Here is a 19,526-nt window from a genome sequence, read left to right as displayed (position 1 = left end):
GGCCGCGAGACCCTACCGCTGGACCTACGAAGGCACCCCACTGAAGACAACTTGATCAACACCCCTCCACGAACTTCTGCGGAGCGGCACTAGGTAAGTCATCGGACGGTGGAGGCGGCATGGCCGGGAAGAACGCGGCGAAGCTGCCGCGCACGTCGTACGAGAAGGAACTGCTGCGTCTGCAGACCGAGTTGGTCAAACTGCAGGAGTGGGTGCGGGCGGAGGGCGCCCGGGTGGTCGTGGTCTTCGAGGGGCGGGACGCGGCCGGCAAGGGCGGCACCATCAAGCGGGTCGCCGAGCACCTCAACCCCCGTGTCGCCCGGATCGCGGCGCTGCCCAAGCCGACCGAGCGCGAGCGCACGCAGTGGTACTTCCAGCGCTACGTCGAGCACCTGCCGGCGGCCGGCGAGATCGTGCTGTTCGACCGGTCCTGGTACAACCGGGTCGGCGTCGAGCACGTGATGGGCTTCTGCACGAAGGAGGAGTACCAGCTGTTCCTGCGCCAGTGCCCGATCTTCGAACGGATGCTCGTCGAGGCGGGCATCGTGCTGCGCAAGTACTGGTTCTCGGTGAGCGACACCGAGCAGCAGGAACGCTTCCGCAAGCGTCTGGAGGATCCGCTGCGCCGCTGGAAGCTGTCGCCGATGGACCTGGAGTCGATCACCCACTGGGAGGCGTACTCCCGGGCCAAGGACGAGATGATGGTGCACACCGACATCGCGGAGGCGCCCTGGTTCGTCGTGGAGAGCGACGACAAGCGCCGGGCACGGCTGAACATGATCGCCCACCTGCTGTCCTCCGTGCCCTACCGGGAGGTGCCGCCGCCCGTGCTGGAGCTGCCCGAGCGGCCGACGTCGACCGGTTACGAGCGGACGCCGCGCGATCTGCAGACCTACGTCCCCGACCACGCGGCGAGCCTCTGAGCAGCCGGTCACCTCGCTCACACCTGCTCGGGCACGATCGCGACCGGGCAGGTGGAGTGGTGCAGCACCCGGTGGGCCACCCGCCCCAGCTGGAGCCCGAAGTGCCGCGGGCGGCGCCTGGCTCCCACGACCAGGAGGTCGGCGTGGTGCGAGGCGGCCACCAGGACCTCGCCGGCGGGGCCCTCGACCGTACGGCGGTCCAGCCCGGCGTCGGCGGACACGCCCCGCAGGGCCGCGTCCAGGGTCTCCACCGCCTGCTCCTCGTGCAGCCGGGCGGGCTCCCCGACCAGCAGCGGATGGTCGGTGCTCTCGTGCGCCGGGCACCGCCAGGCCCGTATCGCCTCCACCGGCACGCCGCGCCGCTCGGCCTCCTCGACGGCGAAGCCCACGGCCGCCTTCTCCCCGACGCCCACGACGATGCGGCGGTGCCGCCCCGACCGGGCCTGGTTGTCGTGGCTGCCCCGGACGACGATCACGGGGCAGTGTGCGTGCCCGGCCACCGTCAGGCTCACGGAACCCAGCAGCGCCTCGGTCACGGCACCGCGGCCCCGGGTGCCCGTCACCAGCAGGGAGGCGTTGCGGCTCTCCTTGACCAGCGCGTACTCGGGCTCCTCGAAGATCACCTCGGAGGTCACCTTCAGGTCGGGGTGCCGGGTGCCGGCGCGCCGGAGGGCGACCCGGACGACGTCCTGCGGCAGCACCCGGGTGGCGGGCGCGCCCAGGTCGTGGGCCAGCGCGGCGCCCTCGTACCGCTCCCACAGGCAGGCGTTCACGATCCGCAGCGACACCCCACGCCCCACGGCCTCGTCGGCAGCCCAGTCGACGGCCCGCAGACTCGGCTCGGAGCCGTCGACACCGACGACGACCGGAAGATCCATCGACGTCGCGCTCATCGCCCCGCTCCCAGGTCGAAGACGATCCGTGCCTTGACCTGGCCGCGCAGCACGTCCTCGATGGACTCGTTGACCGTGTCGAGCGGGCGGGTCTCGGAGATGACCCGGGTACGGCCGGCCGCGTGCAGCTGGAAGACCTCGGCGAGGTCCTGACGGGTGCCGACGATGGAGCCGATGACACTCGTCCCGTTCAGGACGGTGTCGAAGATCGGGACCTGGATCGTGCCGTGCGCGGGCAGGGCGACCATGACGAGCTTGCCGCCGCGCCGCAGCCCGGAGTTGACGGCGGCGAAGGCGTCCTCGTTCACCGCCAGGGCGATCGCCGCGTGCGCGCCACCGTACCGCTTGAGGACCTGGCCGACGTCGTCCTTGCGGGCGTCGATGACGAGGTCCGCGCCCAGTTCGGCGGCGAGTTCGAGTTTCTCGTCGGTGACGTCGATCGCCGCGACCTGGGCTCCGGCGATCTTCGCGTACTGCAGGGCCAGGTGCCCGAGTCCGCCGATCCCGGAGACCGCGACGAGCTGCGCGGGCCGTACGCCGGCGACTTTGAGGGCCTTGTACGTGGTCACGCCGGCGCAGGTCAGCGGTGCGGCGTCGACGGCGGTGATGCCGTGCGGCACCGGCTGGGCGAAGTCGGCCCAGGCCAGCATCTTCTCGGCGTAGCCGCCGTCGCAGCCGTAGCCGGTGTTGACCTGCTGCTCGCACAGCGTCTCCCAGCCGGACAGGCAGTGCTCGCACCGCCCGCAGGCCTTGCCCAGCCAGGGCACGGCGACCCGCTGTCCCACAGACAGGTGGGTGACGCCGTCGCCGAGCTTCTCGACCAGGCCCACGCCCTCGTGGCCGGGCACGAACGGCGGAGTCGGCTTGACCGGCCAGTCGCCGCGGGCGGCATGGATGTCGGTGTGGCACAGCCCGGACGCCTCGACGCGGACGCGGACCTGGCCGGGGCCCGGTTCGGGATCGGGCCGCTCCTCGATGACCAGGGGCTCACCGAACGCTCGTACGACCGCTGCCTTCATGGTTGCTGCTCCTCAGGGATGGGGGACCACGGCGACGGGCGCGGTGGAGTGGTGCAGGACGGCGTGGGTGACGGAGCCGATGTGGGCGCCGAACGAGCTGCGGCGGACACGCCGGCCCACCACGACCAGCGAGGCCTCGCGGGAGGCCTCGGCCAGGTGGTGGCCGGGGGTGCCGTAGGAGGACTGCTCGCTGACCTCGACGTCCGGGAACTTCTTGCGCCACGGGTCCAGGACCTCGGTCAGGGTGGTGGTCTCGCGCCGGGCCAGTTCGGCGTGGAGTTCGAGGTCCACGGAGAGGCCGTAGGCGTAGTACGGGGGTGGATTCCAGCCGTGGACGACCCGCAGGGGCGCACCGCGGCGGACGGCGGCGGCGAACGCGAAGGCGATCAGCTCCTCGTCCGGGCTCTCGATGTCGAGACCGAGGACGACGGGCCGGAACGTGGTCGCGGCGGACGGGATGCCCGCCGGGTCCATCTCGTGTTCGTCGGCGGCCGATTCCCCGGCCCGGACCAGCACGACCGGCCGTTCGGCGTGCGCGACGACCGCCAGGCCCACGGAGCCGACGACGAATCCGCCGATCCCGCTCAGTCCGCGCGAGCCGAGTACCAGCAGCTCGGCGTCCTTCGCCGCGCTCACCAACTCGTCGGCGGGCCGGCCGGTCAGCTGCTCGGTGGTCACGTCGAGGCCGGGGTGGCGCAACCGGAGCCCTTCGGAGGTCTCCCGGGGAATCCGCTCGGTCCAGTGCTGGTGGGTCTCGGCGCCGAGCAGTGGTGCCTGGGCCATGGGGGCGGGCACCGGCTCCCAGACCTGGACCAGCTTCAGCGGCAGACCGAGCAGCGCTGCCTCACGGGCCGCCCACTCGGCCGCGGCGCGGCTCTCGGACGAGCCGTCGAGGCCGACGGTGACGGTGCGGGTCATGTTCTCCACCTCCTGAATCGGGGTTTCCCGATTCGAGCGTCGTCTTCGGATGAGGTCCCGGGCAGGGGCCGCATGTCCCTGCCCGGGGCCGACCGGCCCGGACCGGTCTTCGGTGCGGCGGACCCGCGCCGGGGTGGGGCCCGCCGCGCCTCCCGCGGTCAGCGGAGCCAGCGGAGCCAGCGGCTGCGACGAACCAGCGGGAGCTTGGCCCAGAGCTTGCCGAGACCGAGGGTGTCTCCGGCCGACGCGGCGGCCAGGGCGATCAGGACGACGGCGTAGACGAGGTGGTAGTCCGCGAAGGGGTTCGTCGACATGCTCGGCGAACCGTCGGAGAGGTGCTGGGCGGGCGGCCACTCGGCGACCCACATCAGCGCCATCATCACGGTGCCCGCGACGGCTGCGAACCGCAGTGCCACGCCGGCCGTCAGCGCGACGCCGATGCCGAGCAGACCGAGCATGAACAGCCAGTCGGCCCAGGAGTCTCCGGCCCAGGAGTGGAAGGTGGACTCCATCGGCCCGGCGGCCACCCCGCCGAGGAAGCCCTTGGTGGGCGAGCCGCCGTCGATCCAGCCCTTGCCGGAACCGGTGGCGTAGCCGAGGCCGAAGGTCTTGTCGAGGAAGGCCCACAGGAAGACGAACCCGGTGAGCAGGCGCAGGGACGCGAACACGTAGGCCTGCGCGGTGTCCGTGCCGATACGGGCCGACACGGCGGTCTCGGATGCGGAAGCGGTCCGGCGCCTGCGGAAGGACGGCAGGTGGAAGCCCGGGCTCCGGTGAGGGTGCTCGTGCACGGCCATGGTGGTGATCCCTTCGGGGGGGCTGTCCGGTTGGTTCCTGACGCCGCTTACTCTCGTCTCGCGGGGCCGCCACCGCCGGGTGCCGAAGGACCGCCGCCGTTGGGCTGAACGGCCCTGTTTTCAGGGACCGTTGGGGTGCACGCTCGGTCTCCTCGATCCAGGACTCGCGGTCACCGCCGGGGCCGGTGGATCCTGAGGCCCGACGGAGGAAGGTGGTTCATGAGGCAGCACACAGGCACTGCGGGATGGCGGCGCCTGGTGCCCGGGGCAGCCGCGCTCCTCGGCTACCGGCGCGCCTGGCTGAGGGGCGACCTGCTGGCCGGCGTCACCGTGGCCGCCTATCTGGTGCCGCAGGTCATGGCGTACGCGGGCGTGGCGGGGCTCCCGCCGGTGACCGGACTGTGGGCGATCCTGCCCGCCCTCGGTCTGTACTCCCTGTTCGGGTCCTCACGCCTGCTCTCGGTCGGCCCCGAGTCCACGACCGCGCTGATGACGGCCACCGTGGTCGGTCCGATCGCCGCCGGTGACCCGGGGCGCTACGCCACGGTGGCGGCCACCCTCGCGGTCACCGTCGGACTCCTGTGCCTGGTGGCGCGCGTGGTGCGCCTGGGCTTCCTCGCGGACCTGCTCTCCCGCCCCGTCCTGATCGGCTACCTGAGCGGCGTGGCACTGATCATGATGGTGGATCAGCTGCCCAAGCTCACCGGGGTGCGGACGACCGGCTCGGAGTTCTTCCCCCAACTGTGGTCGTTCCTCAGCCACATGGCCGATGCCCACGTGGCGACCGTGGTCCTGTCCGCCGCCGTGCTCGCGTTCCTCTTCACGGTGCCGAGACGGGTCCCGGGCCCCCTGGCCGCCTTCGTCCTCGGCACCGCCGCCGTGGTCGTGTTCGATCTCGACGACCGGTACGGCATCAAGGTGATCGGCGAGATCCCGTCCGGTCTGCCGAGCCTGGCGTGGCCGGACCTGAGCGAGCTGCCGCGTCTGGTCCTGCCCGCCCTCGGCGTACTCATCGTCGCGTACACCGACTTCATCCTCACCGCGCGGGCGTTCCACGCCGAGGGTCCGGCGCTCGACGCCAACCAGGAGTTCCTGGCGCTGGGCGCGGCCAACCTCGGCGCGGGCGTCCTGCACGGCTTCCCGGTCAGCAGCAGCGCCAGCCGCACCGCGCTCGCCTCCTCGGCGGGCGCCCGCAGCCAGGGGTACTCGCTGGTCGCCGGGGCCGTGGTCCTCGCCGTCCTGCTCTTCCTCAGCCCGCTGCTCTCCCGTACGCCCTCCGCGGTGCTCGGCGCGCTCGTCGTCTACGCCGCCGTCCGCATGATCGACCTCGCGGGCTTCCGCCGCCTCGCCGCCTTCCGCCGCCGCGAACTGCTGCTCGCGCTCGGCTGCCTGGCCGGCGTGCTCGCACTCGACATCCTGTACGGCGTGCTCGTCGCCGTCGGCCTGTCGGTGGCCGAGCTGCTGAGCCGGGTGGCCCGTCCGCACGACGCGATCGAGGGCGTGGTGCCGGGAGTGGCCGGCATGCACGACGTCGACGACTACCCGACCGCCCGCACGATCCCCGGCCTGCTCGTCTACCGCTACGACTCCCCGCTCTTCTTCGCCAACGCCGAGGACTTCCACCGCCGCGCGCTGGCCGCCGTCGACAAACAGACCCAGCCCGTACGGTGGTTCGTCCTCAACACCGAGGCCAATGTCGAGGTCGACATCACGGCGCTGGACGCGATGGACGAACTGCGCCGTGAACTCGGCACCCGGGGAGTGGTGTTCGCCCTCGCCCGCGTGAAGCAGGACCTCCTGGACGACCTCGAGGCGTACGGTCTCGCGGACTCCGTGGGGCCGGAGCTGATCTTCCCGACCCTGCCGACGGCAGTGGCCGCCTACCGTCGCCAGTTCGAGGAGCTCTAGGCCGAGGCGCTGTTCGCGTTCGTACGGCCGGTCGCCGGTACCTCAGCCCGTCACCCGATCGCCCGCTTCCCCCTTTCAGTAGGCGACCAAGCCCTGCGCGCGGAACTGCTCCCGTACCCGCTCGACCGATTCCGGTGCCGGGGCGGGTGTGTCGCTCAGCGGGAACGGGAGGCCCAGGGCCTCGTACTTCGCCGCGCCGAGCTTGTGGAACGGAAGGACGTCGACGCGGTCGACCGAGTCGAGTCCGGCGACGAAGCGGGCCAGGCCCTCGACGGCGTCCGCGTGGTCCGTCCAGCCGGGCACCAGGACGTACCGGATCCACATCCGGACGCCGAGGCGGTCGAGGCGGGTCGCGAAGTTCAGGGTGGGGCCGAGCTCGCCGCCCGTGAGCCGCCGGTAGGTCCTGATGTCGAAGGACTTGATGTCCAGCAGCACCAGGTCGGTGTCGGCGAGGAGTTCGTCGCCGGCGCGGGCCCCCAGGAATCCGGAGGTGTCGAGGGCGGTGTGCAGCCCGGCCCGCTTGCAGCGGCGCAGGATCTCGCCGGTGAAGGCGGTCTGGAGCAGCGGCTCGCCGCCCGTGATCGTCACCCCGCCACCGGCCGTGGTGATGAAGGCCCGGTACTTCTCGATCTCCGCCATCACCTCGTCGACCGTCGCGGTCCGTCCGTCGCGCATGTGCCAGGTGTCCGGGTTGGCGCAGTACAGGCAGCGCAGCGGGCAGCCGGAGACGAAGAGGACGAACCGGGTTCCGGGCCCGTCCACGCCGGTGGACAGGTCCCAGGAATGGATCCGGCCGACGGACGGCACCGTGCTCACAACGATCCGTGGAAGGTGCGGCTGATCACGTCGCGTTGCTGCTCCCGCGTCAGGCGGGTGAAGTTGACCGCGTACCCTGAGACGCGGATGGTCAGGTCCGGATACTTCTCCGGGTGTTCCATGGCGTCTTCCAGCGTGGCGCGGTCCAGGACGTTGACGTTCATGTGGAAGCCGCCCGCGGCCGTGTACGCGTCGAGGATGCCGACCAGGTGTCCGGCCCGCTCCCCCGGGCTGTGCCCCAGCCCCTCGGGCGTGATCGTCGTCGTCAACGAGATGCCGTCCCTGGCCTGTTCGTACGGCAGCTTGGCCACCGACAGCGCGGAGGCGGCCACCCCGTGCCGGTCCCGTCCGTTCATCGGGTTGGCGCCGGGGGCGAAGGGGGCTCCGGCGCGGCGACCGTCCGGGGTGTTGCCGGTGTGCTTGCCGTAGACGACGTTCGAGGTGATGGTGAGCACCGACTGGGTGTGCTCGGCGTCCCGGTGGGCGGGGTGCCTGCGCACCTTGGCCATGAAGGACTCCACCAGGCCGACGGCGATGCTGTCGGCGCGGTCGTCGTTGTTGCCGTACGCCGGGAAGTCGCCCTCGGTGCGGAAGTCGACGGCGAGTCCGGTGGCGTCCCGGAACACCTTCACGCGGGCGTACTTGACGGCGGACAGGCTGTCCGCCGCGACCGAGAGGCCGGCGATGCCGCACGCCATGAAGCGGTGCACGGGGTGGTCGTGCAGGGCCATCTCGATGCGCTCGTAGGCGTATTTGTCGTGCATGTAGTGGATGACGTTGAGCGCGTCGACATACGTCCGCGCCAGCCAGTCCAGGACGCCGTCGTACGCCGCCGACAGCTCTTCGTAGTCCAGATACTCGCCCGTCAGTGGAGGCGCCGCCGGTGCGATCTGCTCGCCGGTCATCTCGTCCCGGCCGCCGTTGACGGCGTACAGCAGCGCCTTGGCGAGGTTGACCCGTGCGCCGAAGAACTGCATCTGCTTGCCGACCGCCATCGCGGACACGCAGCAGGCGATCGCGGTGTCGTCGCCGGTGCGGGGGCGCAGCAGGTCGTCGGACTCGTACTGGACGGCGCTGGTGTCGACGGAGACCTGGGCGCAGAACTCCTTGAATGCGGCGGGCAGTCGGGGCGACCACAGCACGGTCAGGTTGGGTTCCGGGGCCGGGCCGAGGTTGTACAGGGTCTGCAGGAAGCGGAAGGAGGTCCGGGTGACGAGGGTCCGCCCGTCGGCGCCCATGCCTCCGATGGACTCCGTGACCCAGGTCGGGTCGCCGGAGAACAGGGCGTCGTACTCGGGGGTGCGCAGGAACCGTACGATCCGCAGTTTGATCACGAAGTCGTCGATCAGTTCCTGGGCGCGGGTCTCGTCGATCAGTCCCTGATCCAGGTCCCGTCGGAGGTAGCAGTCGAGGAAGGTCGAGGTGCGGCCCAGCGACATCGCGGCGCCGTTCTGCTCCTTCACGGCGGCGAGATAGCCGAGGTAGAGCCACTGCACCGCCTCGTGGGCGGTGGCCGCGGGACGGGAGACGTCGCAGTCGTAGCTCGCCGCCATTAGGTTCAGCTCGTCCAACGCCCTTATCTGTTCGGCGAGTTCCTCCCGGTCGCGGATGACGTCCGCGGTGGAGGGGCGGGTGTCGAGCTGGGCCCGCTCGGCCTTCTTGGCCTCGATCAGCCGGTCCGTTCCGTACAGCGCGACCCGCCGGTAGTCGCCGATGATCCGGCCCCGGCCGTAGGCGTCGGGCAGCCCGGTGATGATGCCGGCCCTGCGGGCGGCCTTCATCTCGGGGGTGTAGGCGTCGAAGACGCCGTCGTTGTGGGTCTTGCGGTAGGTACCGAAGACGCGCGTCACGAACGGGTCGGACTCGTAGCCGTACGCCTTCAGCCCGTTCTCGACCATCCGCAGCCCGCCGTTCGGCATGATCGCGCGCCTGAGCGGGGCGTCGGTCTGCAGGCCCACGATCAGTTCACGGTCCCAGTCGATGTAGCCGGGCGCGTGGGAGGTGATCGTGGAGGGAGTGGCGGTGTCGACGTCGAGGATTCCCCTGCGGCGTTCCTCGGGGAACAGGGCGCTGACCTTCCTCCAGACGGAGCGGGTGCGCTCCGTGGGTCCGGTCAGGAAGGACGCGTCGCCTTCGTACGGCGTGTAGTTGGCCTGCACGAAGTCGCGCACGTCGATGTGCGTGCGCCAGCGGGTCCCGGTGAACCCACGCCAGGCACCGTCTGCTCGGATGCCTGGTGTCACGGTGGCGGTCATCGCCGTTCCTCTCTCGTACTCCTGCCTGCGCGCGTCTCAGCGACGCGCCAGTGCCCGTCGGGGCTGCTCAGCGGGCGCGGTCCTGCTCTCCGTGGACCGGCGACGCTGCTGCGTCCTGAGGACCAGCACGTCGAGGGCGGCACTCACGACGAACGTGATCGCGGTGAAGATCACCAGCAGGACGGCGAACAGCCGCCAGAAGTCGGGTGTCAGCGAGGTGCCCACGAAGCTCACCTCCTCCGTCGGTCGAGGTCTTCTCACGTCTTCATGCAACAGCCTGCGCGGTGGTGCCACAGCGTGCCGAAGGTCGTCACGGCGGAGCCGAGTGGCCCGGCCGATGGACCGAGTGGCCCATGGGCCGGCACCCGCGAGGCGCACAGGCTGGCACTGGTAGTTCGCAGACCTGTCGGGAGGCACGCCATGATCACCACCCCCACGCCCAGCTTGCTGCGCGCCCTGCCGGCCGAGCACCGGAACCGGCTCATGCGCGTCGCCCGTGAGGTGTCGATCCCGCAGGGGACGCGACTGTTCGAGGAAGGCGGCGCGGCCGACCGGTTCTGGATCATCCGCACGGGAACCGTCGAGCTCGACATGCACGTACCCGGTCGTCGCCCGGCTGTCATCGAGAGCCTGCGGCACAACGAACTGGTCGGCTGGTCCTGGCTGTTCGTCCCGCACGCCTATCACCTGGGAGCCGAGGCGACGACGCCGGTGCGGGCGTACGAGTTCGACGCGACGGCCGTCCGCCTGATGTGCCAGGAGGACCCGGCCCTGGGCAGCGCCGTGGCCCAGTGGGTCGGTGACGTGCTCGCCCACCGACTCCGCTCCGCCCGGATCCGCCTGCTGGACCTCTACGCGCCGTACGGCTCCGGCAGCTACATCTGAACGCGAGGAGTGATCATGCACGGCACCCCGCACATCGTCAGCGACGTCATGACCCACACGGTCGCCGCTGTCGGCCGCAAGGCGACCTTCAAGGAGATCGTGCAGCTGATACAGGACCGGAAGGTCAGCGCCCTGCCCGTCGTCGAGGGCGAGGGCCGGGTCGTCGGCGTCGTCTCCGAGGCCGATCTGCTGCCCAAGGAGGAGTTCCGCGACAGCGACCCCGACCGGTACACCCAGCTGCGCCGCCTCTCCGACCTGGCGAAGGCCGGCGCGGTCACCGCGGAGGAGCTGATGACCTCACCGGCGCTCACCACCCGCCCGGACTCGACCCTCGCCCAGGCCGCCCGCACCATGGCGCACGCCAGGGTCAAGCGGCTGCCGGTGGTGGACGAACGGGGCCTCCTGGAGGGCATCGTCAGCAGGGCCGACCTGCTCAAGGTGTTCCTGCGCGGCGACGAGGAGATCGCCGAGGAGGTCCGCCGCGAAGTGGCGTCCTACCTCTTCCCCGCCCCTGCGTCGGCGATCCGCGTCGACGTGCACGACGGAGTCGTGACGCTCTCCGGCCGGGTCCGCGACACCTCTTTGATCCCCGTGGCCGCCCGCCTGGTACGTGCCGTCGAGGGTGTGGTGGACGTGGACTTCGACCTGGACGAGCCAGGGAACTCTGGCAGCGCGTCGGACATGAGGGCCGCGCGGCCCGGAGGCGCGGGAGCCGGCCGTTCGACGTCGGATGCTCGGTGATCCGGCGGCACGGCCTGGTACCGCTCGGCGGCGACCAGCCGCTTCACGAAAGGTGTCGGCCTCCCGCGGCCTCGTGAACACCGGTTGGGAGCCGCTGGGGGTGCGTCTCGAAGCCGAGGAGGGCCGGTCGGCCCTAGTACAACCGGCCCCGGCGCGTAATGATCGTTGTCACGGACAGCCGCAGTCCGTCCGCCACCGGGAACAAGGGGCCGTCATGACCGGGACACGCACCTTCACGGAGCAGAATCCGATCCGTGTCTTCCTGCTCGACGACCACGAGGTCGTACGACGGGGTATCACCGACCTGCTCGACGCCGAACCCGACATCACGGTGGTCGGCGACGCGGACACCGTCGCGCACGCCCTGGTCCGGGGCCCGGCGCTGCGCCCGGACGTCGCCGTGCTCGACGTACGTCTCCCGGACGGCGACGGCATCACCGTCTGCCGTGAGCTGCGCAGTCAGATGCCCGAGCTGGCCTGTCTGATGCTGACCTCGTTCGATGAGGAAGAGGCGTTGCTGGACGCCATCATGGCCGGTGCTTCGGGCTACGTCCTGAAGCAGATCCGGGGCTCCGACCTGGTCTCGGCGGTCCGCACGGTCGCGTCCGGCCAGTCCCTGCTGGACCCCGCGACCACGGCCCGCCTGATGCGCTCGCTGCGCGCCGATCCCTCCGAGGCTCCGACCGTCGCACCCGAACTGGCGAGCCTGTCACCCCGTGAGCGGGACATCCTCGCGCTGATCGGCGACGGCCTGACGAACCGGGAGATCGGCAAGAAGCTCTACCTGTCGGAGAAGACCGTCAAGAACCACATCTCCCGCCTGCTGGCCAAGCTCGGGGTGCAGCGCCGTGTCCAGGCCGCCGTCCTGGCTTCCCAGCTCGAACAGCCGGAGGCCGGCGACCGCCCCGCCAGGTGAGCTCCGGCTGGGCCGTCCGGAGCCCGCCAGGGCCGTACGGCCCCTGCCTCGCCCCGTGCGCCGGACGCCACGCTGGTCCGGTCACAGCGAAACCCGACGCCGCCTTCGGCGTAGGGCGGGGAGGAGGCTCCGATGCGTTCCGCAGTCCTCGACGGCACGACCTTGGAGGCGCTGGTCTCGGCGGCCGTGGCCGCCCCGTCGATCCACAACACCCAGCCCTGGCGTTTCCGCCTGGACCCGGACACCCTCACCGTGGAGATCCGCGCGGCCACAGACCGCGCCGTGCGCCACATCGATCCGGTGGGCCGGGCCCTGCACGTGTCCGTGGGGTGCGCGGTCCTGAACCTGCGGATCGCGGTCGAGCACTTCGGCTGGGAACCGGTGACCCGGTTGCTCCCGCGTCCCGACCAGCCGGACCTGCTCGCCACCGTACGACTGGGCGGCATCGCCAAGCCGTGCTCGTACGCCTCCCTGTACGACTCCGTGTGGCGCCGGCACACCAGCCGCTTCCCCTTCTCGGAACGACCGCTGCCCACCGCCGTGCTCACCGAACTCGCTGAGGCGGCACACGCGGAAGGGGCCCGGCTGCACCACCTCTCGCCGCTCCGGACCGGCCGCGTGCTGCACCTCGCCAGGGAGGCGGAGCACCGCAACACCGCCGACTCGGACAGGGCGGAGGAAAGCCGCCGTTGGGTACGGGAGGCGGACGGCTCCGGCCTCGGCATGCCGGCCGAGACGCTCGGCCCCCAGGACTTCCTGGGACGCGTCCCGATGCGCGACTTCGGCGCCCACCGCCACGCGGGGGTGCTCGCTGTACCCTTCGAGAAACGGCCGACGATCGTCGTACTGACCACCGCCCACGACCGCCGTACCGACTGGCTCCGCGCAGGCCAGGCCCTCGAAAGGGTCCTGCTCCTCGCCACCGCGCACGGAGTCCGCGCATCGCTCCTGCACCAGGCCTTGGAGTGGCCTGACCTACGCGAACGGCTCGTCTCGTCGGCGGACGCCCGTCCGCACCATGCCCAGATGGTGATCCGCCTCGGCTACGGCCCCGGAGGACCGGCCTCGCCTCGTAGTGACGGGCTCGGCCGCATGCCGCTATGAGGTACCAGGAGATGCGCAGCCATCTGGGGTCACCCACGGCTCCGGGCCCGCGCCCACGAGCTCCGGGGCGCGTTCACCCGCCGTTCGAGCGGTACGTCGGCGCCGACCCCTTCCGACGATCCCGGCACGCAGAGCCGCCCCGCCGGCACCATCACGGCACTCCCAGTTCGAACAGGGCGTAGCCCGCGTACGACCCGGAGGCCAGGGCCGCTATGCCGAGCAGGGTGAACTGGCAGGCCGGGCCGAGGCGGCGCAGGGCCAGGGCCGGCGGGATGAACAGGGGGAACAGAGGGAGCAGATAGCGCGAGACGTTGCCGAAGATCTGCTGGCTGCCCAGGACGAGGACGAGGGTGAGGAGGGTGTAGACGGTCAGGACGGCCGGGGGACGGATCCGGATCAGCAGCGGGAGCAGGAGGATGACGAGCAGGACGACCCCGACGCCGATCATGTCCGCGAAGGGCCAGGGGAAGAGATAGTCGGAGCGGCCCACCGGGACCGACGTGAGGACGTCCAAGGTCTGTCGGCCGAAGTCCCACTCGTGGGCCCAGGCACCTGACTGGAGCCGGAAGTAGCCGGCGTAGTCACCCATCCGGTGGCCGACCCAGCCGAGGTAGCCGAGCAGTCCCAGCGGGGCGAGGGCCATCGCGGCGAGCGGACGCCGCAGTCCGTCCTGGCGGCGGCGGAGCGCGAGCAGGGCGGCGACGAGAACGGCGGCGATCAGCGCCGCGGCGGTGGGCCGGTTGAGCCCGGCGGCGCAGGCAAGGAGACCGGCGGTGAGCCATCGTCGGCGCAGGACGGCATGGCAGGTCCAGACGGCCAGGGCGACGTAGAGGGAGTCGGAGTAGAGCGCCCACTCCACGCCGGAACCGGGCCAGATGGCCCAGAGTCCGGCCGCGGCCAGCCCGGCCCGTCGGCCGCCGAACCGCTCGGTCACCGCGTAGATCCCCAGCGCGGCGGCGAAGGAGGCGACGACGGAGACCAGCATGCCGGCGCCGTACGAGCCGAGCCCGGTGAGCTCGGAGACCAGCCGCGTCAGTGCCGGATAGAGCGGGAAGAACGCCGCCGAGTTCCCTTCGAGCGTGATCAGGCCGGTGGCTCCGGGAACGGGCACGAGTTCGGGGTGGTATCCGTGCTCGGCGATCTGCCGGTACCACCAGCCGTCCCAGGTGGCCAGCACGTCCCAGGGGTGGGCGCCGCCGCCGAAGCGCGGGTTCTTCTTCTGGTAGTCGCCCGTGGAGTGCAGCAGGTACATGAAGGCGGCGAAGCCGATCAGCTTCAGCGTGCCGTACATGAGCAGGACGGGCCCGTGGTGGGCGGCCGTGCGGCGCATCCGGTGCGGGCGACCGTACGTGGAAGGCCGGTCGGGGACGGGCGGTTGCGAGAGTCGCGCGTTCCAGGTGCGCGTCCGCTGGGTGGTCGTACGGGTGACGGTCTTGTTCATGCGCGGAAGACCCACATCCGGAACAGCAGGAAACGCAGCAGCGTCGCGGCCAGGTTGGCGGTGACGAGGAGGAGGAGTTCGGTGTGGTGCGTGGCCGTGGGCGCCTCGTGGTGCAGAACGGCGAGGGACCCGGCGGTGAGTGCCAGTCCGAGAAGGAACACCACCAGCCCTCTCCCCTGGTGTCGCACAGCATGGTTGCGGCCACCCAGTCCGAAGGTGAGGCGCCGGTTGGCCGCCGTGTTGGCGACGGCGCAGACCAGCAGGGCGAGGGCGTTCGCCGTCTGCGGTCCGGTCAACGGGCGTAACGCCATGTACAGCAGCAGGTTTCCGAGGGTGCTGACCGCTCCTACGGCGGCGAAGCGCACGAGTTGGCGAGCCGGTCCGTCCGTCGTGTCGGCCGCACCGCGCCCGAGTACGGCGGCGGGCCGGAAGGTACCGCGCCGGAGCGCTCCGCCGATCCTGGCGATGCCGCGCAGATCGGCCAGTGCTGTGGCGAGAATGTCCACCCGGCTGTCGGGGTCGTCGACCCAGTCGACCGGCACCTCGTGAATGCGCAGCCCGGCCCGCTCGGCGATGACCAGCAGTTCGGTGTCGAAGAACCACCCGGAGTCCTGCACCAGGGGCAGCAGCCGTTCGGCCACGTCACGGCGCACGGCCTTGAATCCGCACTGGGCGTCGGAGAAGCCCACGGCCAGGGTGGAGCGCAGCAGGGCGTTGTAGCACCGGGAGGTGATCTCCCTCTTGGGGCCGCGCACCACCCGGGACCCCGGGGCCAGTCGGGTGCCGATCGCTATGTCGGAGTGTCCGGAGATGAGCGGGGCGACGAGCGGCAGCAGTGCCGTCAGGTCGGTGGACAGGTCCACGTCCATGTACGCGAGGACGGGCGCCTGCGAGTGCGACCATGCGTGACTCAGCGCCCGGCCCCGGCCCTTGTCGGCCAGTCTCAGCGACACGACCTCGGGGAACTCGTCCGCCAGCCGGGCTGCCGTCTGCGGGGTGCGGTCGGTGCTGGCGTTGTCGGCGACGGTGATCCGGAAGGGGTAGGGGAACGTCTCCCGCAGATGCGCGTGGAGCCGCCGCACGCTCGGTTCCAGATCCGCCTCCTCGTTGAAGACCGGGACGACCACGTCCAGAACCGGCTCCGGATGGTGCGTCGGCACCGGTGCGCGGCGCGGGAGACGGCTCTCTTCCCGCACGTGAAGTGGCCCGGCTTTTCTCATGGTTGATCCTCTTTTGCGCGCTTGGTCAGGGCAGGCTGAAGACACTCGGGACGAAGGGGGTGTGCGGGAGGGTTACGGCGTGACGAACGAGGTCGAGATCGAGGGGGACTCGCTGCGCCACGTCGCCGTCCCCGTGGGTGGGGGCGAGGTCGAGCGTGAGGTGGGCGGCGGCGAGGTCGAGGAGGACGTCGCGCCGGCCGTGCTCCCCGTCGTGGCCGGCGCCGTGGCCGGCCCCGTAGTGACGGCGTTGCTGTTCGTGCGCTCCGGGAGGCCGGTCGTGGCCGAGGAGGATGGCACGCTCGGAGAGTTGTCGGGCGTGCCGGGCGGTGAGGACGTCCACGGTGTCGTGGTGACGGTGGGAAGCGGGGCATGATCCGCGGGTTCCACCTGGGACGGCCCTCCGGGCAGCAGGAACAGCCCGAGGCAGAGACCGGCGACGGCGAGCACGGAACCGGCGGCCCTGCGTGCGGCCCGGACGCGGCGGCGGTGGCGCACCCCGCTCTCAAGCCGCTCCCGGTGCTTCGGCTCGAAGGGGGTGGGCTCGTTCGCGCCCCGCATCATCCGTGCCAGTTCCCGCTCGAAGTGATCCATGGGGCCCTCCTTCACTGGACCGGCTCGATGACGTCGGCCAGGAGCAGGCGCAGTCGCGCCACTCCCCGTGCGGCATGGGACCGGGCCGTCCCCACCGGGCATCCGAGCACCTCCGCCACCTGCCCCTCGGGCAGGTCCTGGTAGTAGCGCAACACCACCGCCACGCGTTGCTTCGGAGGCAGTTGGGCCAGTGCGGCCTCCAGCCGGGACCGCTCCGCCACGTCCGTGGAGACATCCCCCGCCATCGCCGTCTCCGGCAGCTGCTCGACGGGGCGTTCTCCCCACCAGCGCCTTTGGCCCGAACGGGCCGCGGCACGCACCATCACTTTGCGGACATAGGGCTCCGGCGCCTCGTCGGCGACCTTGGGCCAGACGAACCACAGCTTGACCAGGGACTCCTGCACGAGATCCTCGGCCCGGTGGCGGTCGCCGCCGACGAGCAGCCGGGCGAGGTGGATCAGCGCCGACCAGCGGGCCTCGACGAACGCGTCGAACTCACGGGCCCGACCCTGCTCCATCCGCACTGTCCCTGCTTTCCGTGGTTGCCTACACACGTGAAAAGGCACTGGCCCGCCGTGCACGATGCACTCGCGGTCCGTGATCTGGATCACTTCCCGTACGAGGGATCCCTGACGGGCTCCGGACCACGTCGTGCACGTAGGTGCCGTTGATTGACGGCGTTGCCGATCCGGGTGCTCAGGTTGTCGTGGACCGTGACGTTCTTGACGGCGACCCGGGCGTTCTCGATCCTGCCGCGGGGCCGGTGTACTGCCGCTGGACTCCAACGGTGTCGGCGCCCTTCTTCACGTCGCCGGTCTCGTCGCCCACCAGCACCGCCTCGTCGTCGTGCAGATGCTCCACCACGTAGTCACCCACCTCGTCGCGGACCTGGTCGGCATCCCACTTCGCCCTCCCGAGCAGGTGCTGCATGCCGTCCGGGACCCGTGTGAAGCGTCCCGCTATCCGGCTCATCAGGCCCTCGAACGCCTCCTGTCAGCAGGCAGGGTCTACGCTGTGACCTGCGGCCACCGCATGATCGTTTGTCTTCACGGGAAGTCCATCCCACGTGCGTGACGGAGTAGACCAAGTGGTTTTCCCTCAGCTCAAGTGATTCGACTTCCTGAGCAGTTGGGGGACGAACGTTGATCTCCTCGGTGATCCTCACCTGAGAGAGGCCCATCTCGGCAAAACGCGCGATGATCCCACCCGGGCCGCTGTTTTCTGCTTCGAGAGGGGTCCCGTCGGCGATCTCGACAGGGATGTAAGAGTCGGCAAGCTGCACCGGGGCCTCATTCGCGAGCATTATACGAGCCCGCTTTACCGTGCTGATCTCTTCCGGGGACACACCCAGAATGGCTGCAACCTGCTCAGGTGGAGCGGTCTTGGTGACGGTTCTGGCCGACGCGGGATCCATTTTCAAGCTGTGAATCTCCGAATCGAATGTAATGCGTCCGGCCGCACGCCTGCGGGCTTCGTACGAATAACGCCCGGCAGTATTCCGCTTGACTTCAGGGACGGCGTTCACGATTGTTCCTTTCGATCGAGGCCCGTACCAGGTCGCCTGCCGGGCGTTACTGGATTCGGGATGGCCTCCCTGACCCGCACGGGGCTACGAGCAACCCACACCACGGCCTGTGCTGCCCGGGAACGTCCCGTTGCGGATGAGTTGCTGTGGCTGAGCACGCTGGGTTGCAGGCTGCTATGTACTGGACAGCACCTGCCCGAGTTCCTCCTTGTGACGTTCGACCCAAGCCGCCTCTTCGCCGGGAGCGGGCATGATCAGGCCGGCTTCCATGACGGACGTCGAATCGAGTTCGTTGAGCCCGATCACCACGCTGCGGGGATGCTGGCCCGTGATCGCGGTCCAGGCTTCGGACAGCCGGGTCAAAAGTTCCGCGCGCGCCGCACGATCCCTGCCGGCCCGGATCGCTCCATTGATCACCGACAGTGTGTTGGGCCGTCCGGCGGTGAAGAACTCCGACGGCTCGTATTCACTGAACACGACATGGACGAACCCCCGGGGCGCTCCGGTGACCGAGGTATGCACGGTGGTGATTGCTTCCGCCAGCTCGGTGCGGCGGTCGGTATCGAGCGAGCCGACCGGGACGAGACACTGATAGATCGGCATGAATTCCCTTTCCGTTCTGTCATTGGGTCTGTCATAGGGTTCGATAAGCACTATCCGGTTGGTCCGCCGGATTACGTGGCCAGGGCGGCCGGCACCGGAATGTCCAGGAACCTCAGCAGGTCCGCGAGTTTGGCGTCGAGTTCCAGACCAACTTTGGTGATGTCGGGATTGCCGAAGGTGGCGAATCGAGTGCTGGGTTGTTCGACGGAGAACCAGGCGGCTCCCTGGCGGTCCTCGTGGATGTTGGCGCGCTGTGGGGCGACCAGCACGGCAGGGTCGCGGGTGTACACCCGATGGGCGACCGTGTGGTTGCCCATCAGGTATGTGGTGCAGTTGCCGGTGTCTGCGGCCACGCTCAGTCGTGCCAGGCCCCCGACGCCGGAGCTCCAGTACCGGACGAACCCGTGTGGCGCGTTCTCGGCGGTGGCGGCGAGAACGGTGTCCCAGGTGACCGGCTCAGGCTCCATCTCGCTGAACCGAGCGGTATCGAACGACGGCACGGCACGCTCATAGCTGGTGCGGAGGTCGTCGAAAGACAGCCCCGTGCCGATCGAGAACTGGACGACCTCGTGCATCACCGTGGTGATGGTTCCGGGGATGGTCGTGCTCATCGTGCGCTGTCCTGTTCCAGGCGACGGGAAGTGAAGGACTGGACGCGAGCCGCACGGCCGCAAGACTCGTCGCCGGCGGTGTTGTCAGGCGGCCTTGAGGGTGCCGCCGTCGATGACGTGGTCGGCGCCATGGATGTTGGAGGCGCGCTCCGACAGCAGGAAGGCGACCAGGTCCGCCACCTCCGCAGGTTCGGTCAGGCGCCCCGAGGCGATGCCGACCTGCCCGGGCAGACCCGCCAGAAGATCGTCGTGGCCGACGCCGAAGGCGGCGGCGACCTTGCCGCCGTAACCGTCCGGGTCGGTCCACAGCCGGCTGGCCACGGTGCCCGGGGAGACGGTGTTCACGCGGACACCGCGCGG

The 19,526-nt window shown here is 70.4% G+C and carries 21 protein-coding genes and 1 pseudogene; 7 read left to right on the top strand and 15 right to left on the bottom strand.

Annotated features, from left to right (window positions below; all coding sequences use genetic code 11):
- The first annotated feature begins 119 nt into the window (after window positions 1–119).
- On the top strand, window positions 120–923 hold the full coding sequence (ppk2, locus tag ABZT06_RS49035) for a polyphosphate kinase 2 (RefSeq protein WP_355756077.1): 804 nt from the start codon (window positions 120–122) through the stop codon (window positions 921–923).
- 17 nt (window positions 924–940) lie between these two features.
- Here ppk2 and ABZT06_RS49030 read toward each other — a convergent pair whose 3' ends face one another.
- From ABZT06_RS49030 to ABZT06_RS49015, 4 genes are all read right to left on the bottom strand, one after another.
- Window positions 941–1,816 (bottom strand): universal stress protein, encoded by an 876-nt coding sequence (locus tag ABZT06_RS49030; protein WP_355756075.1) that lies wholly within the window; start codon window positions 1,814–1,816, stop codon window positions 941–943.
- Window positions 1,813–2,835, bottom strand: coding sequence for a zinc-dependent alcohol dehydrogenase (locus ABZT06_RS49025; RefSeq protein WP_355756073.1), 1,023 nt, complete (start codon window positions 2,833–2,835; stop codon window positions 1,813–1,815). The genes ABZT06_RS49030 and ABZT06_RS49025 overlap by 4 nt, the downstream gene beginning before the upstream one ends.
- 12 nt (window positions 2,836–2,847) lie before the next feature.
- Window positions 2,848–3,753: a universal stress protein gene (locus ABZT06_RS49020; RefSeq protein WP_355756071.1), complete on the bottom strand. Its 906-nt coding sequence runs from the start codon at window positions 3,751–3,753 to the stop codon at window positions 2,848–2,850.
- Window positions 3,754–3,911: 158 nt separating this feature from the next.
- Window positions 3,912–4,550, bottom strand: a complete 639-nt coding sequence (locus ABZT06_RS49015) for a hypothetical protein (protein WP_355756069.1) — start codon at window positions 4,548–4,550, stop codon at window positions 3,912–3,914.
- 219 nt (window positions 4,551–4,769) lie between these two features.
- Between ABZT06_RS49015 and sulP the strand changes: the two genes are divergently transcribed.
- Complete coding sequence (sulP, locus tag ABZT06_RS49010) at window positions 4,770–6,458, top strand: sulfate permease (protein ID WP_355756067.1); 1,689 nt, start codon at window positions 4,770–4,772, stop codon at window positions 6,456–6,458.
- 75 nt (window positions 6,459–6,533) lie between these two features.
- Here the strand turns inward: sulP and pflA are convergent, their stop codons facing one another.
- From pflA to ABZT06_RS48995, 3 genes are read right to left on the bottom strand one after another with little or no spacing between them, the layout of a single operon-like run.
- A complete protein-coding gene (gene pflA, locus ABZT06_RS49005; protein WP_355756065.1) occupies window positions 6,534–7,274 on the bottom strand; it encodes a pyruvate formate-lyase-activating protein in 741 nt (246 codons plus the stop codon).
- Entirely contained in the window at window positions 7,271–9,529 is a 2,259-nt protein-coding gene (gene pflB, locus ABZT06_RS49000; RefSeq protein WP_355756063.1) for a formate C-acetyltransferase, read from the bottom strand. The genes pflA and pflB overlap by 4 nt, the downstream gene beginning before the upstream one ends.
- 36 nt (window positions 9,530–9,565) lie before the next feature.
- Complete coding sequence (locus tag ABZT06_RS48995; protein ID WP_355756060.1) at window positions 9,566–9,790, bottom strand: hypothetical protein; 225 nt, start codon at window positions 9,788–9,790, stop codon at window positions 9,566–9,568.
- A 159-nt stretch (window positions 9,791–9,949) separates the two neighbouring features.
- Here ABZT06_RS48995 and ABZT06_RS48990 point away from each other — a divergent pair, with 159 nt between their 5' ends.
- The 4 genes from ABZT06_RS48990 (at window position 9,950) to ABZT06_RS48975 (ending at window position 13,175) form a co-directional block, all read left to right on the top strand.
- Entirely contained in the window at window positions 9,950–10,414 is a 465-nt protein-coding gene (locus ABZT06_RS48990; protein WP_355756058.1) for a cyclic nucleotide-binding domain-containing protein, read from the top strand.
- 15 nt (window positions 10,415–10,429) lie between these two features.
- Window positions 10,430–11,155 carry a CBS domain-containing protein gene (locus ABZT06_RS48985; protein ID WP_355756056.1) on the top strand — a complete coding sequence of 242 codons (726 nt, stop codon included), beginning with the start codon at window positions 10,430–10,432 and terminating at the stop codon, window positions 11,153–11,155.
- A 214-nt stretch (window positions 11,156–11,369) separates the two neighbouring features.
- Window positions 11,370–12,071, top strand: coding sequence for a response regulator transcription factor (locus ABZT06_RS48980; protein WP_355756054.1), 702 nt, complete (start codon window positions 11,370–11,372; stop codon window positions 12,069–12,071).
- Window positions 12,072–12,203: 132 nt separating this feature from the next.
- Window positions 12,204–13,175, top strand: coding sequence for a nitroreductase family protein (locus tag ABZT06_RS48975; protein WP_355756052.1), 972 nt, complete (start codon window positions 12,204–12,206; stop codon window positions 13,173–13,175).
- A 151-nt stretch (window positions 13,176–13,326) separates the two neighbouring features.
- Here ABZT06_RS48975 and ABZT06_RS48970 read toward each other — a convergent pair whose 3' ends face one another.
- Together ABZT06_RS48970 and ABZT06_RS48965 are read right to left on the bottom strand one after the other, a co-directional pair.
- A complete protein-coding gene (locus ABZT06_RS48970) occupies window positions 13,327–14,505 on the bottom strand; it encodes a glycosyltransferase family 39 protein (protein WP_355756082.1) in 1,179 nt (392 codons plus the stop codon).
- A 107-nt stretch (window positions 14,506–14,612) separates the two neighbouring features.
- A complete protein-coding gene (locus ABZT06_RS48965; RefSeq protein ID WP_355756050.1) occupies window positions 14,613–15,836 on the bottom strand; it encodes a bifunctional glycosyltransferase family 2/GtrA family protein in 1,224 nt (407 codons plus the stop codon).
- Window positions 15,837–15,915: 79 nt separating this feature from the next.
- Here ABZT06_RS48965 and ABZT06_RS48960 point away from each other — a divergent pair, with 79 nt between their 5' ends.
- A complete protein-coding gene (locus tag ABZT06_RS48960; RefSeq protein WP_355756048.1) occupies window positions 15,916–16,209 on the top strand; it encodes a hypothetical protein in 294 nt (97 codons plus the stop codon).
- A gap of 229 nt (window positions 16,210–16,438) precedes the next feature.
- On the opposite strand, the gene ABZT06_RS48955 is transcribed toward ABZT06_RS48960, so the two are convergent.
- From ABZT06_RS48955 to ABZT06_RS48930, 6 genes and pseudogenes are all read right to left on the bottom strand, one after another.
- Complete coding sequence (locus ABZT06_RS48955; protein WP_355756045.1) at window positions 16,439–16,945, bottom strand: SigE family RNA polymerase sigma factor; 507 nt, start codon at window positions 16,943–16,945, stop codon at window positions 16,439–16,441.
- A 206-nt stretch (window positions 16,946–17,151) separates the two neighbouring features.
- Window positions 17,152–17,399 (bottom strand): annotated as a pseudogene (locus tag ABZT06_RS48950) (transposase); the annotation flags it as partial.
- Complete coding sequence (locus ABZT06_RS48945) at window positions 17,296–17,841, bottom strand: UTRA domain-containing protein (protein ID WP_355756079.1); 546 nt, start codon at window positions 17,839–17,841, stop codon at window positions 17,296–17,298. The gene ABZT06_RS48945 and the pseudogene ABZT06_RS48950, both read right to left, overlap by 104 nt.
- Window positions 17,842–18,126: 285 nt before the next feature.
- Entirely contained in the window at window positions 18,127–18,555 is a 429-nt protein-coding gene (locus ABZT06_RS48940; protein ID WP_355756042.1) for a tautomerase family protein, read from the bottom strand.
- Between the two features lie 71 nt (window positions 18,556–18,626).
- The gene (locus ABZT06_RS48935) at window positions 18,627–19,166 is read right to left on the bottom strand and encodes a hypothetical protein (RefSeq protein ID WP_355756040.1); all 540 of its coding nucleotides are present in this window, start codon (window positions 19,164–19,166) and stop codon (window positions 18,627–18,629) included.
- 84 nt (window positions 19,167–19,250) lie between these two features.
- Window positions 19,251–19,526 (bottom strand): SDR family oxidoreductase (locus ABZT06_RS48930; RefSeq protein WP_355756037.1); only part of this gene is annotated, 276 nt, incomplete at its 5' end.

It is taken from the genome of Streptomyces sp. NPDC005483 (assembly GCF_040606035.1).
Taxonomy (GTDB): Bacteria; Actinomycetota; Actinomycetes; order Streptomycetales; family Streptomycetaceae; genus Streptomyces.
Note: the sequence above shows the minus strand (reverse complement) of the source record. Positions and strands in the feature narration are given on the sequence as shown.

Coding starts and splice junctions, on each gene's coding strand:
- ppk2 (WP_355756077.1), top strand. CDS start 120: ATGGCCGGGAAGAACGCGGCGAAGCTGCCGCGCACGTCGTACGAGAAG.
- ABZT06_RS49030 (WP_355756075.1), bottom strand. CDS start 1,816: ATGAGCGCGACGTCGATGGATCTTCCGGTCGTCGTCGGTGTCGACGGC.
- ABZT06_RS49025 (WP_355756073.1), bottom strand. CDS start 2,835: ATGAAGGCAGCGGTCGTACGAGCGTTCGGTGAGCCCCTGGTCATCGAG.
- ABZT06_RS49020 (WP_355756071.1), bottom strand. CDS start 3,753: ATGACCCGCACCGTCACCGTCGGCCTCGACGGCTCGTCCGAGAGCCGC.
- ABZT06_RS49015 (WP_355756069.1), bottom strand. CDS start 4,550: ATGGCCGTGCACGAGCACCCTCACCGGAGCCCGGGCTTCCACCTGCCG.
- sulP (WP_355756067.1), top strand. CDS start 4,770: ATGAGGCAGCACACAGGCACTGCGGGATGGCGGCGCCTGGTGCCCGGG.
- pflB (WP_355756063.1), bottom strand. CDS start 9,529: ATGACCGCCACCGTGACACCAGGCATCCGAGCAGACGGTGCCTGGCGT.
- ABZT06_RS48990 (WP_355756058.1), top strand. CDS start 9,950: ATGATCACCACCCCCACGCCCAGCTTGCTGCGCGCCCTGCCGGCCGAG.
- ABZT06_RS48985 (WP_355756056.1), top strand. CDS start 10,430: ATGCACGGCACCCCGCACATCGTCAGCGACGTCATGACCCACACGGTC.
- ABZT06_RS48980 (WP_355756054.1), top strand. CDS start 11,370: ATGACCGGGACACGCACCTTCACGGAGCAGAATCCGATCCGTGTCTTC.
- ABZT06_RS48975 (WP_355756052.1), top strand. CDS start 12,204: ATGCGTTCCGCAGTCCTCGACGGCACGACCTTGGAGGCGCTGGTCTCG.
- ABZT06_RS48970 (WP_355756082.1), bottom strand. CDS start 14,505: ATGCGCCGCACGGCCGCCCACCACGGGCCCGTCCTGCTCATGTACGGC.
- ABZT06_RS48965 (WP_355756050.1), bottom strand. CDS start 15,836: ATGAGAAAAGCCGGGCCACTTCACGTGCGGGAAGAGAGCCGTCTCCCG.
- ABZT06_RS48955 (WP_355756045.1), bottom strand. CDS start 16,945: ATGGAGCAGGGTCGGGCCCGTGAGTTCGACGCGTTCGTCGAGGCCCGC.
- ABZT06_RS48945 (WP_355756079.1), bottom strand. CDS start 17,841: ATGGATCCCGCGTCGGCCAGAACCGTCACCAAGACCGCTCCACCTGAG.
- ABZT06_RS48940 (WP_355756042.1), bottom strand. CDS start 18,555: ATGCCGATCTATCAGTGTCTCGTCCCGGTCGGCTCGCTCGATACCGAC.
- ABZT06_RS48935 (WP_355756040.1), bottom strand. CDS start 19,166: ATGAGCACGACCATCCCCGGAACCATCACCACGGTGATGCACGAGGTC.